Origin of the sequence: Pseudonocardia acidicola (genome assembly GCF_012911935.1) — a bacterium.
Classification (GTDB): domain Bacteria; phylum Actinomycetota; class Actinomycetes; order Mycobacteriales; family Pseudonocardiaceae; genus Pseudonocardia; species Pseudonocardia acidicola.
Window position 1 is genome coordinate 61,981 of sequence record NZ_JAAXLA010000030.1, and the last position, 13,847, is coordinate 75,827.

At 74.7% G+C, this 13,847-nt stretch carries 13 protein-coding genes; 8 read left to right on the top strand and 5 right to left on the bottom strand.

Features of this window, described 5'->3' with window-relative positions:
* Positions 1-20: 20 nt before the first annotated feature.
* Positions 21-992 carry a methylmalonyl Co-A mutase-associated GTPase MeaB gene (gene meaB / locus HF526_RS17290; protein WP_169382489.1) on the top strand — a complete coding sequence of 324 codons (972 nt, stop codon included), beginning with the start codon at positions 21-23 and terminating at the stop codon, positions 990-992.
* Here meaB and HF526_RS17295 read toward each other — a convergent pair.
* Positions 979-2,124 carry a helix-turn-helix domain-containing protein gene (locus HF526_RS17295; RefSeq protein WP_169382490.1) on the bottom strand — a complete coding sequence of 382 codons (1,146 nt, stop codon included), beginning with the start codon at positions 2,122-2,124 and terminating at the stop codon, positions 979-981. The genes meaB and HF526_RS17295 overlap by 14 nt on opposite strands.
* A gap of 391 nt (positions 2,125-2,515) precedes the next feature.
* Positions 2,516-3,019: a MarR family winged helix-turn-helix transcriptional regulator gene (locus HF526_RS17300; protein ID WP_169382491.1), complete on the bottom strand. Its 504-nt coding sequence runs from the start codon at positions 3,017-3,019 to the stop codon at positions 2,516-2,518.
* Positions 3,020-3,140: 121 nt separating this feature from the next.
* Between HF526_RS17300 and HF526_RS17305 the strand changes: the two genes are divergently transcribed.
* Together HF526_RS17305 and HF526_RS17310 are read left to right on the top strand one after the other, a co-directional pair.
* A complete protein-coding gene (locus tag HF526_RS17305; protein ID WP_169382492.1) occupies positions 3,141-3,446 on the top strand; it encodes an MTH1187 family thiamine-binding protein in 306 nt (101 codons plus the stop codon).
* Positions 3,443-4,165 (top strand): alpha/beta fold hydrolase, encoded by a 723-nt coding sequence (locus HF526_RS17310; protein WP_169382493.1) that lies wholly within the window; start codon positions 3,443-3,445, stop codon positions 4,163-4,165. Before HF526_RS17305 ends, HF526_RS17310 begins: the two co-directional genes overlap by 4 nt.
* Positions 4,166-4,277: 112 nt before the next feature.
* Here HF526_RS17310 and HF526_RS17315 read toward each other — a convergent pair whose 3' ends face one another.
* Positions 4,278-4,571, bottom strand: coding sequence for a hypothetical protein (locus HF526_RS17315; RefSeq protein WP_169382494.1), 294 nt, complete (start codon positions 4,569-4,571; stop codon positions 4,278-4,280).
* A 294-nt stretch (positions 4,572-4,865) separates the two neighbouring features.
* On the opposite strand from HF526_RS17315, the gene HF526_RS17320 reads away from it, so the two are divergent.
* The 3 genes from HF526_RS17320 to HF526_RS17330 all read left to right on the top strand — a co-directional run bounded on the left by HF526_RS17320 (position 4,866) and on the right by HF526_RS17330 (position 7,307).
* Positions 4,866-5,753, top strand: coding sequence for an SCO6745 family protein (locus HF526_RS17320; protein WP_169382495.1), 888 nt, complete (start codon positions 4,866-4,868; stop codon positions 5,751-5,753).
* Positions 5,754-6,033: 280 nt separating this feature from the next.
* Complete coding sequence (locus tag HF526_RS17325) at positions 6,034-6,336, top strand: DUF4190 domain-containing protein (protein WP_275404059.1); 303 nt, start codon at positions 6,034-6,036, stop codon at positions 6,334-6,336.
* On the top strand, positions 6,333-7,307 hold the full coding sequence (locus HF526_RS17330) for a tetratricopeptide repeat protein (protein WP_239028790.1): 975 nt from the start codon (positions 6,333-6,335) through the stop codon (positions 7,305-7,307). The genes HF526_RS17325 and HF526_RS17330 overlap by 4 nt, the downstream gene beginning before the upstream one ends.
* A gap of 1 nt (position 7,308) precedes the next feature.
* On the opposite strand, the gene HF526_RS17335 is transcribed toward HF526_RS17330, so the two are convergent.
* Positions 7,309-8,700, bottom strand: a complete 1,392-nt coding sequence (locus HF526_RS17335) for a neutral zinc metallopeptidase (RefSeq protein WP_169382497.1) — start codon at positions 8,698-8,700, stop codon at positions 7,309-7,311.
* A gap of 107 nt (positions 8,701-8,807) precedes the next feature.
* Here HF526_RS17335 and HF526_RS36425 point away from each other — a divergent pair, with 107 nt between their 5' ends.
* Positions 8,808-10,142 (top strand): glycosyltransferase family 87 protein, encoded by a 1,335-nt coding sequence (locus tag HF526_RS36425; protein ID WP_211177362.1) that lies wholly within the window; start codon positions 8,808-8,810, stop codon positions 10,140-10,142.
* A 10-nt stretch (positions 10,143-10,152) separates the two neighbouring features.
* Positions 10,153-11,391, top strand: coding sequence for a glycosyltransferase family 87 protein (locus tag HF526_RS17350; RefSeq protein WP_211177363.1), 1,239 nt, complete (start codon positions 10,153-10,155; stop codon positions 11,389-11,391).
* On the opposite strand, the gene glgB is transcribed toward HF526_RS17350, so the two are convergent.
* Positions 11,280-13,661: a 1,4-alpha-glucan branching protein GlgB gene (gene glgB / locus HF526_RS17355; RefSeq protein WP_420821629.1), complete on the bottom strand. Its 2,382-nt coding sequence runs from the start codon at positions 13,659-13,661 to the stop codon at positions 11,280-11,282. The two genes, HF526_RS17350 and glgB, sit on opposite strands and share 112 nt — an antisense overlap.
* Positions 13,662-13,847 lie beyond the last annotated feature (186 nt).

Here is a 13,847-nt window from a genome sequence, read left to right on the forward strand (position 1 = left end):
GGCCGGCAGGACGATTCGCCATGGCACCGCAGCTCGACCCGGGCGACCTGGTCGCCCGGGCCCGGCGCGGTGAGCCCCGCGCCGTCGCGCGGCTGATCTCGCTGGTCGAGAACGCCAGCCCCCAGCTGCGCGACGTCGCGGCGGCGCTCGCCCCGCACACCGGCAGGGCCCACGTCGTCGGGCTGACCGGTTCGCCGGGCGTCGGTAAGTCGACCTCGACCTCGGCCCTGGTCACGGCGCTGCGCCGGCAGGGCAAGCGGGTCGGGGTGCTGGCCGTCGACCCCTCCTCGCCGTTCTCCGGTGGCGCGCTGCTCGGTGACCGGGTGCGCATGCAGGAGCACGCGACCGACGACGGTGTCTTCATCCGCTCGATGGCGACCCGCGGGCACCTCGGCGGGCTGGCCTGGTCGACCCCACAGGCACTGCGCGTGCTCGACGCGGCCGGCTGCGACGTGGTGCTCATCGAGACCGTCGGGGTCGGCCAGTCCGAGGTCGACGTGGTGTCGCTGGCCGACACCACGATCGTGCTGCTGGCCCCGGGCATGGGCGACGGCGTGCAGGCGGCCAAGGCCGGCATCCTCGAGATCGCCGACATCTTCGTCGTCAACAAGGCCGACCGGGACGGCGCCGACCAGACCGTGCGGGACCTCAAGTACATGATCTCGCTCGGTGACCGGACGGCGGGGGACGCTGCGACCTGGACGCCGCCGATCCTCAAGACCGTCGCCGCCCGGGCCGAGGGTGTGGACGACGTCGTGGCGGCCCTCGACGGGCATCGCGACTGGATCGACCGCACCGGCGAGCGCGAACGCCGCCGGTTGCGGCGTGCCGAGTCGGAGATCCAGGCCATCACGCTCGAGCAGGTGCGGTCCCGCCTGGGCGATGTCAGCGGCGCGGCGACGCTTCCCGCGCTGGCCAAGCGTGTCGTGGCAGGGGAGCTCGACCCGTACCGCGCGGCCGATGAGCTGCTCACGGCGATCAGCCCCGGGTGATCCGGTCGTGGGTGGGTGCTGACCGGTCGAGCCGGTTGGTCACCCGGTGCGACCCGATGCGCGCGGCCAGCAGCCGGGCGGACCGAGCATGGTCGGCCCCCTCCTCCGCCCCGCCCGCCGCGACCAGCGTGATCGCCAACTCGGCCTGCATCGCGGCGCGCTCCCGGACGGGGTGGGTTTCCCCGGTGACCGCGCCGCGCAGCCGGTCGAGCGCATCCAGGTCGCCGAGGCCGGCCAGAGCGGTACTGCGCCAGCGGTGCACCCCGTCGTAGTCCAGCGCGAGGCCGGGTCGGACGACGTCCGGGACCGGGCGGGTGCGTACCGCGCGCTCCGCGGCGTCGAACGCGCGCCGGGAGCCGTCCAGATCGCCCGCCGCCGCGCGGGCGCCCCCGAGTGCGGCCGCCGTCCACGCCGCCGCCGCGCCGGGTGGCGCGGAGTCTGCGAGCAGCTCGGCGGCCGCCTCCGGCCGGCCCAGTTCGACCAGCACGGCGGCCTGCCCGGCAAGTGACTGCGCCAGTAGCTCGGGCGTCCCGGCCTCCGCGGCGGCGCTCCGGGCCCGGGTGTGCCCGGCCCACGCCGCACACGCCCGGTCCTGGTCCAGGGCCTGCCAGCCGGCGAGCAGTGCGGCGTCGGCCAGTACCGCGGCGACCGTCTGCCGTCGTGCGGGCGACACGGTGTGCAGTAGCAGCCGCTCCAGTTGCTCGACCTGCGCGTTCACCGTGCCGGCGGTGCCGGCGGCGCCCAGCCGGGCGTCGAGCCGGCGGGTAGCCGTGAGTTGGTCGCGGATCAGGGCCAAGGCGTCGTCGTCCACCGCCTCGGCCTCGGCCAGCAGGGCCCGCAGCCGGTCGGCCGTGCCGGCCGGCTGCGCCTCGACGGGGGCGGGGGGCTCGAGGCCGAACTCCGTGCGGCCGTAGAGCTCGGTGAGCAGCCGGCGGTAGAGCGGTTCCGGGACCGCATGCCCGTTCTCCCACCGGGACAGTTGGGTCTTCAGGCTGGCCGGGGCGGCCGTCGGCGCTCCGCGGGATCGGCCGAGCTCGGCCAGCTCGCGCGCGGCATCGGCCTGTGACCAGCCCTTCTCTCGGCGCGCGGCGCGAAGCGCGGCCCCGCTTCCGATGCCCCCGTCGGTGCTCATGCCGCCATGTTGTCGGTGGCGCCTCCTAGTGTCAACGGTGTTGACGCAACACTGCGTCAACAGAGACGGTTGGGGGGCGGACGGTGGATCCGCTGACGTGTTCGGTGTGGGTCGTCGCGGGCTCGGCGGGTGCCGGGGTCGCGGGTTACTGCGCCGGGCGGCGCACGGCGCAGAGGTCGGGACGGCGGGCGGCCCGCCGGTCGGAGCGGGGACGGACGATGCGCCGCTGGCCGGGAGGCGGCGGCTCGGGCCACCGCCGCGGGACCGGCGCCGGGTCGGGCCCGAGCGCGCCGCCCGGGCCCGGGCGGCGCGCCGACGGGCGGGACGCACGGTGACCGGTGGGCGGGGGATGGCGGCTCGGGCGGGCCGGGCCGCCGTCGGTGGAGCGGGCTCAGTCGAAGTCGCCCGCCGCCCGGCGCACCTTGCCGAGCAGCTCGGTGAGCTGGGCCTGCTGTGCCGGAGTGAGCCCGTGCAAGCCGAAGTCCACGTCGGTCACCGACTTCGTGGCGTCCTCCAGCAGCGTGACGCCGTCCTCGGTGATCTCCACCAGGGTCGCCCGCCGGTCCGTCGGGTGCGGCACGCGCCGGACGAGGCCGTCGGCCTGCAGCCGGTCGACGATGTTGGTGACGCTCGTCGGGTGCAGTTGCAGACGCTCGCCCATCACCCGCATGGGCAGCCGGCCCCGGCGCGAGAAGTTGAGCAGGACCAGCGCCTCGTACCGGGCGAAGGTGAGCCCGTGCGGGCGCAGCGCGCCGTCGACGGCGGACAGCAGGATCTGCTGCACACGCATCACGCTGGTGACGGCTGCCATCGTGCCGCTGGGGCCGATCCGCTCCGCCCACAACTCGGCCGCCCGGGAGATCGGGTCGAACGGCAGCGGGTCGCGGGTCGCCATGAGACGGACGCTAGCAGTGCGGTCCCGGCGGGCCCCGTGACGTGCGCCGAAGCGGCGCGCCCGGTCCCGCCGTGTGTGTCCTGCTCGCGTCGGTGGCGCGGGGTGGGGCAGGCTGACCGCCATGCTCGTTGCGTTCAGTGTGGCGCCCTCCGGGGGCGGTTCGGACAGTGTCGGCGACGTGGTCGCGGAGGCGGTGCGGGTGGTGCGGGAATCCGGGCTGCCCAACGAGACCACGTCGATGTTCACCACGATCGAGGCCGAGACCTGGGACGAGGCCATGGACGTGGTGAAACGGGCGGTGGAAGCCGTGCAGGCCCGGGCGCCCCGGGTGAGCCTGGTCCTCAAGGCCGATATCCGTCCGGGGCACACCGGGCAGCTGCAGGCCAAGGTGGAGCGCGTCGAGCGCGCCCTGGGTGAGGGTCGATGACGGGGTTCGTGCTGGTGCACGGGGCCTGGCACGACGCATCGTGCTGGGCGGCCGTGCAGGCCGAGCTCGCCGGCCGCGGGTATCCGGTCGTCGGGGTGGACCTGCCGGCCGACCGGCCGGGCCTCGGGGCGGATGCCTACGCCGATGCGGTGCTCGCCGCGGCCGACACGCTGCCCGACGCGAAGCAGTTGGTGCTGGTCGGGCATTCGCTGGGTGGGCTCACCGTGCCGGTGGTGGCGCAGCGGCTCGGCCCCGAGCGGGTGCGGGCGCTCGTGCTCGTCGCGGCCCTGGTGCCCCGGCCGGGGATGTCCTACGACGATCAGAGGCGCGCCGACCGGTCGATCATGGCGCCGGGGTTCGGGGCCGGACAGGAGCGGCACGAGGACGGAACGACGTCCTGGCCGGCGGCGGCCGCCGTGTCCGGGCTCTACCGCGGCGTCGAGAAGGAGCTGCCGGCCGACGCGGTGGACGCCGCGGTCGGGCGGCTTCGGCGCCAGGCGTGGCAGATCGGTTGCGAGGTCACGCCGCTGACCGCGTGGCCGGCGGTTCGGACCGTCTCGGTGGTCTGCACCGAGGACCAGGTGGTCGACCCGGGGTGGTCCCGGCGGGCGGCCGCCGGCATCGGCGCCGACGTCGTCGAGTTGCCGGGTGGGCACTTCCCCATGCTGACCAGGCCCGTCGAGCTGGCCGACGTGCTGGTGGCGGCCGGCGACGACTGACCCGTCGTCTCGGGGCACAGCCCCGGGACGACGACGGCCGGTGCGGTCCGGTCTCGCATCCGGGCCGCACCGGCCGCGGCCGATGCTGCGACGGCCTCAGGCCGCCGTCAGGTCACATCCCGGCGAGGTTGCGGGTGAAGAAGAAGGTCGCCACCACGAGGGCCGCGAAGCCGAGCACCATGGCGATCTGGGCCTGCTTGGCCGACATCGGGCGGCGCACGGACACCGCGCCCAGCACGAGGGCGGCCAGGCCCAGGATCCAGCCCGCGATCGAAACCGGGCTGGCGATCACCGCGATGATGCCGACGATCAGCCCCGCCTTGCCGAGCGTCGGGCTCTCCTGCTTCGCGGTCTTCTTGCGGGCGTCATCGACGAGGCGGTCGGCGACGGTGTTCTCCGTGCTCATGCAGGGTCCTCCGGTTGGGGGTGGCCGCGCTGCGCGGCCTGTCGGTCATGTACGCAGAGTGACGCCGGTTCAGGTGCGACGTTGCTCTCATGTCTTTAACGAGCAAGTCCGACCTGTGGTGCTCCGCCAGATCGGTGATCGACTACGCCGCGGCCGGCGCGACGCGCGCTACACGCTGAGTGGTCGGGTAGCGAGACGCTGGCCCGCGTTAGTTGGGCGTCCTACTGTTTGCGAGAGCGGTTGGTGCCGACGCCGGGCCGGCCCCGGCCCGGCGAGCCGGATGTGAGGTGCGCGATGAGCGGTCAGCAGGAACACCGGGCACGGCGGATGTGGCGGGCCCTGGAGCCCGTGCATGCGGTGAGCTATTTCGCGCCGGAATCCAGGGCGGCGTGCGACGAGCTGGGCACCAAGGGCTACTGGATGAGTTACTTCGCGCTGCGCGGGGCGCCGCTCGGTGAGGCCCCTCCGGAGCTTGTCGCGGCGCTGTTCTACAACTTCCACCCGGGCCTGGTCGCTCGCGCGCTGCCGGCCGCGTGGAAGGTGGCCGCCCCTGAGCGATTCCTGGCCACCCGGCTCGAGGCTGTCGATGCCGCACTGCACCGGCTGCTCGGCGCCGACATCCTGGCCTCGGCGGAGGTGGCGGAGGCGGCCGCGCTCGCCCGGGAGGCCGCGCTGGCCGCGCCGACCGCAGGCCGGGCGCTGGCCGCGGCCAACGCCGCCCTGGACTGGCCGGACGCACCGCACCTGGTCCTGTGGCACGCCCAGACCATCCTGCGCGAGCAGCGCGGCGACGGGCACGTCGCCGCGCTGCTGACGGCGGGCCTCGACCCGGCCGAGACCCTCGTCGCCTTCGCCGCCGGGACGGGGCTGGACGCCACCTGGCTGCGGGAGCGCCGCGGCTGGTCGGAGCAGGAATGGGAGGCCGCCGCCGGCCGCTTGGCCGACCGGGGCCTCCTCGATGCCGGCGGCGGGCTGACGCCGGCCGGCGAGGAGCTGCGTCGTGATGTCGAGGCACGCACCGACGCGCTGGCCGACGTCCCGTGGGCGATGCTGGGTGACGAGCGGGCCGAGCAGCTCACTGCGCTCGTCGCGCCGCTGGTCTCGGCGATCCTGGCCGGTGACGGGTTGCTGCTGAACAACCCGATGGGGCTGCGCCCGCTGGTGGACCGCCCGTCTGCGTGAACGCACCGTCGTCGCGGTAGCGAAAGGAACCCGGGAGTCGATCATGCAGACGGGACGACTTCCGGTCAGGAGCGCAGTGCGATGACGAAGGACCCGTACCAGCCCCGCAACTGGCCCCCACCGGTGCAGGCGTCGTACCCGGTCCCGGAGGACGAGGCGGGTCGCCCGCCGGCGCGGAAGGGCCGAGCGCCCGCGTCCCGTCGCCGGGCGCCGCGGCCCCGGCTACAGCGCCCACCCACCCGGACTGCCGGGCCGGGCCCCGCCGCGGCCGACCAACGGCCTGGCCGTCGTCTCCCTGGTGCCCGGCATCCTCTGGTCGTCCCGGCTGGGCAGCGCCCCGGCGCTCGTGCTCGGCTACATCGCCCGCGGCCGGATCCGGCCGACCGGGGAGGGCGGCGACGGGTTGGCGATCGCCGGCATCGTCCTCGGCTGGGTGGGGGTCGGCTTCCTGACTCTCGGCCTCTTCGGCGCCATCCTCCGACCCGGCGCTGATCTCGGCCCGGATCTCGTACGGATCTCCGGGCGATCCGCGGATTCGGCGCCGGGGGAGTCCGTCAGCCGGTGCTCGATCGTGCCAGGATGAAGGGCGTGTCCCGACCCGATCCTCGTCAGGCAGCCCAGACGGCCGCGCTGTCGTCCGCGATGGCCGGCGCCGTTGATCTCTCCGCGCTCAAGGCCCGCTCCGAGGCGGCTGCCCGACCGCAGTCCACCGGCGGCGCGTCCACCGACAGCAGCAGCCGGTGGGTCATCGACGTCACCGAGCAGACCTTCCAGGCCGACGTGCTCGAACGCTCGATGCAGGTCCCCGTGATCGTCGATCTCTGGGCCACCTGGTGCCAGCCGTGCAAGCAGCTCTCCCCGGTTCTCGAGCGGCTCGCCGAAGCCGGCAACGGCGCCTGGGTGCTGGCCAAGGTCGACATCGACGCCAACCAGCGGATCGCCCAGGCCTTCGGCGTGCAGTCCATCCCGATGGTGGTGGCGGTCGTCGGTGGCCAGCCGGTCGATGCGTTCAACGGCGCGCTGCCCGAGCCGCAGGTCAAGCAGTGGATCTCCTCGCTGCTCGACGCGCTGCGCGACCGGATGCCGGCCATCCGCGAGGCCGAGCAGCGGGCCGGCAACGGCGGCGAGGAGGCCGAGGAGCCCGAGGACCCGCGCTTCACCGCCGCCGAGGACGCCCTGGAGCGCGGCGACTACGCCGCGGCCGAGGCCGCCTACCAGCAGATCCTTGACGCCGAGCCGGCCAACGAGCAGGCTGCCGCGGCACTGTCGCAGGTCCGGTTCATGGCCCGCGCGGAGAACGTCGACCCGACGGCGATCGCCCGCGCGGACGCCGACCCCGGCGACCTCGACGCGCAGCTCGCCGCCGCCGACGCCGAGGTGGCGGGCGACCGGGCGGAGGACGCGTTCAACCGGCTGGTGTCCCTCGCCGGCCGGACCTCCGGGGACGACCGGGACCGCGCCCGCGAGCACCTCGTCGGGCTGTTCGAGCTGTTCCCGCCGGACGACCCGCGGGTCACCGCGGCCCGCCGCGCGCTGGCCCGGGTGCTCTTCTGAGTCACCCGCACGCGGCGGCGCCCCCGAGCAGCCCGGCGCGGAAGCGCTGTACCCGTTCGTAGCCGAACTCGGCCGGGTCGGCCTGCCCCCGGGCATCGCGGGACGCCCAGTCCGTGGCCAGCAGCACCTCGACCGCCTCGTCGAGGTCGCCGGGGGAGAGCCCGAAGGAGCCGGTCGGGTCGATGAGCCGGCCGGTGTAGGCCCCGGCCAGGCACACCGCGCCGCGCCCGGCCACCGGGCCCTCGGTCGGCGAGCCGAGCGCGCGCTGCGCGGCCAGCCCGTACCGGCTCGCGATCAGGGTGGCCCCGGCGAAGTCGCCGAACTGCTGCTGCAGCGGGGACAGCCGGGCACGGTCGGCGAGCACCGCGCCGTCGGCGGCGCAGAACCCGGCCGGTCCCTGCGCGCCGAGCGCGGCCGGGTCGCAGGCCGTCCGGGCGGGGCCGGTCAGCAGTTCCGGCGCCCGCCAGCCGGGGACGCGCTGCCTGACGACGTCGCCGAACCAGGTGCGGGCGTCACCGCCCACGGCACGAAGCAGCCGGTCCGGTGGCAGGTTCCCGCCGCGGGCCCGGTCGGCGGCCGAGCCGAACCGGCGCTGGGTGAACTCGCGGTTGTCCAGGGCCATCGCGGCGCACCGGGTGGGTCCGTCGGCGTAGCCGTCCTGGAACGCCGACACCCGGTCGAACGCGTTGCCGTGCGCGCTGCGGTCCGCGGACCGGGTGCCTGGCGGGTCCCGGAAGTCGACGAGCGCGAGCAGCGCGGAGTCCCGTCCGGCCGGCCGCACCGGCAGGGTCGACGTGCCCGCCGCCGTGTCGTCGACGAGGTGGCGCAGCGCCGCGCCCGCGTAGCAGTCGGCCATCGTCTCCAGCAGGATCGTCGGGTGCCGGGCCGGATCCCGGCGCTGCGCGTCGTCGACACCGAGCCGGGTCTGCACGGCATGGCCGATCTCGTGCGCGAGCACCACGACGACGCCGGGCGGGCCGAACCGGTCCCGCAGCGAGGGCAGCAGGCCCTCGGCGTCCCAGACGACGGCGTCGGCGGCGGGGCAGTAGACCGCCTGGTCGGCGAGGTCGGCGGCCCGGCGGACGCACGGTGGGGCCGTGGCGGCCGGGTCGCCGGGACGCACCGGGGTGAACGTGCGGATGTCGGTCCACGGCCTGCCGAAGCGGGCCGGGAACGCCGTGCGCCAGTAGTCCTGCAGCGCGGCGATGGTCAGCGTGACGATGTCGTCGGTCGAGCGGGCGGACAGCGGCGGATCACCCGGTTGCGGCGCAGCCGCGGAGGTGGCCGCCGGCTGTCCGGGCAGCGCCTGCGTGCATCCGCCGAGCAGCACCAGCAGGGCCGTGAGCAGCGCGGTGAGCGCGCCGCGCGGCCCTGTCCCCGCGGCGGCGCGCACGATCGCCATTCTGACCGGCGGAGCCTCGCAGGGGGAGGGGTTCGACAGTGTCTGGGCCGGGCGGGCTACGGTCGGGAATCGTGTCGGATGCGTCGCCAACTCCTGCCGTGCCGCACCCGGATGCCGGGCGCCCGGTGCGTCGCCGGGTGGCGATGCCGCAACTGGCCGCCGGGCTGGTCGTGCTGGCTGCGCTCGGCGTCACGATCGGGCTGACCTGCGCCCACCCCGACGCGCTGGTGACGCTGCTGCCGTCGACGAACATGACCGACCTCCACGTCGACTTCGACACCTTCTGGCACTCGGCCGTCGCGCTCACCCAGGGCGCCGACATCTACAAGACCCCGGCGAAGCTGCTCAACCTCAACCCCCCGCTGCTCACGGTGCTGATGACGCCCTTGGCGTTCCTCGGTTCGCTACCGGCCTACCGGCTGTTCGCGCTGCTCACCCTGCTGATGATCGTCGCCGCGGTGCTCGCCGTGGCCCGGGAGCTGCGGCTGTCCCGCGGCTGGACGGCGGTCGCGACACTCGCGCTGCTGGCCTCGTCGCCGCTGCACGGCACGCTCGTGCTCGGCCAGATCTACGGGCTGCTGCTCGTCGGGCTGGCCGCCGGGTGGATCGCCGAGCGGCGCGGGCGGCCGGTGCTGGCCGCGGTGCTCTACGGCGTCACGGTCGCGCTCAAGCCCTCGCTGGCCCCCCTGCTGCTGCTGCCGCTCGCGCAGCGGCGCTGGCCCCCGTTTCGGGCCGGGATCGCCGCGGCGGTGCTGGCCAGCCTGCTCGGGGTGCTCGTCGCGGGGCCCGCCAGCGGCCTGGAGTGGCTGCGGATCGCGCTGGCCGAGCCGGTGCCCGACGTCGTCGACAACGCCGCGCTGCCCGGGCTCGCCGTCCGGCTGGGGTTGCCGTCGGTCGTCGGCTCGGTGCTGGGCGTGATCGTGGTGCTGGGCACCCTCGCGTGGTGCGCGACGCGGACCCGCCGCGGCGCCGGCGTGGAACCGGCCGGAACCGCGCCGTGGGCGGTCGTGGCGTCGGGCCTGCTGCTCGCGCCCATCGCCTGGCACAACTACCTGCTGTTGCTGTGGCCGGGCGTGCTGGTGCTGATCGCCCTGGGTGGGCGGGACCGCCGCGCGCTGGTGGCGGTGCTGCTCGCGCTGCCGGTGATCCCGGTGTCATGGGCGACGCTGTGGCCGCCGGAGGCCCCGTGGTCGCCGGTCGGCCGGTCGCTGTACTGCGTGATTCTGCTGGGCTACTGGGCCGCGCTGCTGCTGGCGGCCGTCGCCGCCCGGCCCGGAGCCCGCCCCCCGGTCGCGGAGCCCGGCCGCCCCGCGGAGCCCGGCCGCCCCGCGGAGCCCGGCCGCCCCGCGGAGCCCGAGCGGCCCGCGGAGCCCGAGCGCCGTGCGGAGCCGGCCCGCACGTCGAATGCGGTGGACCATCCGCAGCGGCTCTAGTCCCCCGGCCGTGAACCCGGGCCCGATCGGCGTTCGCGGACTCCTGATCCTGCTGGTCGCGGCGACGGCGCTGGCCACCGCGGGATGGCTCTACGTGCGCGGCGGGAGCTTCGCCCTCGACCGGATCACCTCCCCGGAGGTGCGCATCCACTCGGACTTCGACTCCTTCTGGGAGTCCGCGGTGGCGATGGCGAACGGCACCGACATCTACCGCACCGCGGCCACCTACCCGAACCTCAACCCGCCGCTGCTGACGTTCCTGCTCGCCCCGCTCGGTCTGCTCGGCTTCCTCCCGGCCTACCGGCTCTTCGTGCTGGTGACGGTCGCGTTGGTGGTGGCCAGCATGGCGGCGGTCGCGTCCGAGCTGCGGTTGCGCGGCGGAGCGCCGTTGGCGGCCACCGTCGCGGTGCTGCTGTCCTCGCCGGTGCTCGGCACGCTGGGCCTGGGCCAGATCTACGGCCTGCTGACCGCAGGCCTGGCCGGGTCCTGGATCGCGGGCCGGCGGGGGCACCCGTCGCTGGAGGGGGTGGCGCTCGGCCTGACGATCGCGATCAAGCCGTCGCTGGCGCCGGTCCTGCTGCTACCGGCGCTGCGCCGGCGGTGGCCGACGCTGCGCTCCGCGGTGGTGACCGGGGTGGTGGGGACCGCCGCCGGGGTGGCGGCGGCCGGGCCCGCGTCGTTCGGCGAGTGGCTGCGGCTGGTCCTCGGCAAACCGCTGGAGACCTACTTCGACAACGCCTCGCTGCCCGCCACCGTCGTCCGGCTGACGTCGGTCAACGACTGGGGGCGTCCGCTGGTCGAGGTGCCGGGCGGCCGCGTGGTGGGGCTGCTCGTGGCGGCGGCACTGCTGCTCGGCACGGCCTGGTGGGTCCGCAGGCCCACCGCTGACGGCGCGCCGGACCCCGCGCTCTGGGCGTTGGCCGCCGCCGCGCTGCTGGCGTCCCCGCTGACCTGGCACAACTACCTGATGATGCTGATGCCCGGCGTGCTGGTGCTGCTCGCGCGCGGCCGATGGCCGGCGGCCACTCTGTTGCTGAGCCTGTCGCTGATCGGGATGGAGTGGCCGCCGCTGTGGTACGGCGCGGACGGCACGGCGTCCGCGCTCCCGCTCTCGTTGTACTGCGGGATCCTGCTGACCTACTGGGCGGCGCTGCTGTCGGCGGCCGGGCCGGACCGCGCCGGGGCCGGGGTCCCCCCGGACGGTTCCGATGCCGGTCCCCGCGCGGGGGCGTCGGCCACCGCCGGCTGAGCGTGCTCGGCTGCGCGTCGCCGCACCGGTCCGCCGGTGTCGTCCGGGGCCAGCCACAGCACGCCCGACGGTGGCAGGCGCAGCACCGCCGACGCGGGGCGGCCGTGCCACATCGTCTGCTCCGCCTCGACCACGCCGAGGTTGCCCACGCCGGAGCCGCCGTAGATCTCGGCGTCGGTGTTGAGCACCTCCCGCCAGCGCCCGGCGAAGGGCAGCCCGACGCGGTAGTCCTCACGCGGGGTCCCGGCGAAGTTCGCGATGCAGGCGAGCACGGTCGGCTTCCCCTCGGCGTCGACGCCCTGGCGCAGGAAACTCAGCACGTTGCCCGACGCGTCGTTGGCGTCGATCCAGGAGAAGCCTTCCGGGGTGGTGTCCCGGGTCCACAGCGCCGAGTTGTCGCGGTAGGCGCGGTTGAGGTCGCCGACGAGCCGGCGCAGCCCGCCGTGCAACGGGTCCTCGAGCAGCTCCCAGTCCAGCGACCGCTGCTCGGACCACTCCCGGACCTGCCCGAACTCCCCGCCCATGAACAGCAGCTGCTTGCCCGGGTGTGCCCACATGAACGCCAGCAGCGCGCGCACGCCCGCGGCCTTGTTCCAGTTGTCACCGGGCATCCGGGTCCACAGCGAACCCTTGCCGTGTACGACCTCGTCGTGGCTGAGCGGCAGCACGTAGTTCTCGCTGAACGCGTACATCAGCGAGAACGTCATCTGGCTGTGGTGGTAGCTGCGGTGGATCGGATCGCGCCCGACATAGGCGAGCGTGTCGTGCATCCAGCCCATGTTCCACTTGAACCCGAAGCCGAGACCGCCGAGGTGCGTGGGCCGGGTGACGCCGGGCCAGGCCGTGGACTCCTCGGCGATGGTCATGACCCCGGGGTGGTGCCGGTAGACGGTCGCGTTCATCTCCTGCAGGAATGCGACGGCGTCGAGGTTCTCCCGGCCGCCGTGGATGTTGGGCAGCCACTGGCCCTCGGGGCGGGAGTAGTCGAGGTAGAGCATCGAGGCGACGGCGTCGACGCGCAGCCCGTCGACGTGGAACTCCTCGAGCCAGTACAGGGCGTTGGCGACGAGGAAGTTGCGTACCTCCCGGCGGCCGAAGTCGAACACGAGCGTGCCCCAGTCGGGCTGCTCGCCGCGGCGCGGGTCGGCGTGCTCGTAGAGCGGGGTGCCGTCGAAGCGGGCCAGTGCCCACTCGTCACGCGGGAAGTGCGCGGGCACCCAGTCGATGATCACGCCGTAGCCGGCCTGGTGCAGGGTGTCGACGAAGTACCGGAAGTCGTCGGGGCTGCCGAACCGCGCGGTCGGGGCGTAGTAGGAGGTGACCTGGTAACCCCAGGAACCGCCGAAGGGGTGCTCGGCCACCGGCAGCAACTCGACGTGGGTGAAGCCGGTCTCGTCGAGGTACTCGACGAGTTCATGGGCCAGTTCGCGGTAGTTCAGCCCCTGCCGCCACGAGCCGAGGTGCATCTCGTAGACGCTCATCGGCTCGGCGTGCGGCTGGCGCTGCGCGCGGGCGGTCATCCACTCGGCGTCGCCCCACTCGTAGGACGACGCGTCGACGACCGACGCGGTGGCCGGCGGGATCTCGGTGGCGAAGGCCAGCGGGTCGGCCTTGTCGCGCCAGCGGCCGTCCTTGCCGAGGATGCGGAACTTGTAGCGGGTGCCCGGCTCGACCCCCGGGACGAAGATCTCCCACACCCCGGAGCTGCCCAGCGCGCGCATCGGGTGGGCCCAGCCGGCCCATCCGTCGAAGTCGCCGGTGACCCGCACGCCCTGTGCGGTCGGGGCCCACACGGCGAAGCTGGTGCCGGTGACCGGGCCGGACGCGGTGTCGTAGTGGCGCACGTGGGCGCCGAGGACATCCCACAGCCGCTCGTGGCGGCCCTCGCCGATGAGGTGCAGGTCGACCTCGCCGAGTGTCGGCAGCCAGCGGTACGGGTCGTCGACGACGTCGGTGCGGTCGGCGTAGCGCACCGCGAGCTTGTAGTCACCGGGCGGGCCGGGGACGACGCCGGACCACAGACCCGCGTCGTGCACCTTGACCAACGGGTGCGCCTTCTGCGGGTCGCCGCCGAGCAGCACGTGAACCTCGTCGGCGTGCGGGCGCAGCGTGCGGACCACGGTGCCGTCCGGGTGCGGGTGCGCCCCGAGCACGCCGTGCGGGTCGTGGTGGGCCCCCCCGAGCAGTTGGTCGACCGTCGCCCGCTCCGGCGGGTTGGGGTCGACGGGACGGGGGCTGATCGTCTGGGTCGGGTTCTCCTCGCGATCCACTCGTGAACCCTATTGCCAGTGCTGCCGACACGCCGACCCTGGTCAGCAGTTCGGCCCCGGACCACGCCCACTGATCGCACCGCGTGCTGCACGGCGCCGCATCAGGGTGGTTCCGCTGGCACTCATCGCCAGCAGAGCCACCCCGATGGCATCGGGTCAGGGGTGGGGCCGGACGGCGTGCAGGGG

What these genes read in the sequence shown, in the direction of transcription:
- meaB (WP_169382489.1), top strand. Translation starts at nt 21, where the DNA reads ATGGCACCGCAGCTCGACCCGGGCGACCTGGTCGCCCGGGCCCGGCGC.
- HF526_RS17295 (WP_169382490.1), bottom strand. Translation starts at nt 2,124, where the DNA reads ATGAGCACCGACGGGGGCATCGGAAGCGGGGCCGCGCTTCGCGCCGCG.
- HF526_RS17300 (WP_169382491.1), bottom strand. Translation starts at nt 3,019, where the DNA reads ATGGCGACCCGCGACCCGCTGCCGTTCGACCCGATCTCCCGGGCGGCC.
- HF526_RS17305 (WP_169382492.1), top strand. Translation starts at nt 3,141, where the DNA reads ATGCTCGTTGCGTTCAGTGTGGCGCCCTCCGGGGGCGGTTCGGACAGT.
- HF526_RS17310 (WP_169382493.1), top strand. Translation starts at nt 3,443, where the DNA reads ATGACGGGGTTCGTGCTGGTGCACGGGGCCTGGCACGACGCATCGTGC.
- HF526_RS17315 (WP_169382494.1), bottom strand. Translation starts at nt 4,571, where the DNA reads ATGAGCACGGAGAACACCGTCGCCGACCGCCTCGTCGATGACGCCCGC.
- HF526_RS17320 (WP_169382495.1), top strand. Translation starts at nt 4,866, where the DNA reads ATGAGCGGTCAGCAGGAACACCGGGCACGGCGGATGTGGCGGGCCCTG.
- HF526_RS17330 (WP_239028790.1), top strand. Translation starts at nt 6,333, where the DNA reads ATGAAGGGCGTGTCCCGACCCGATCCTCGTCAGGCAGCCCAGACGGCC.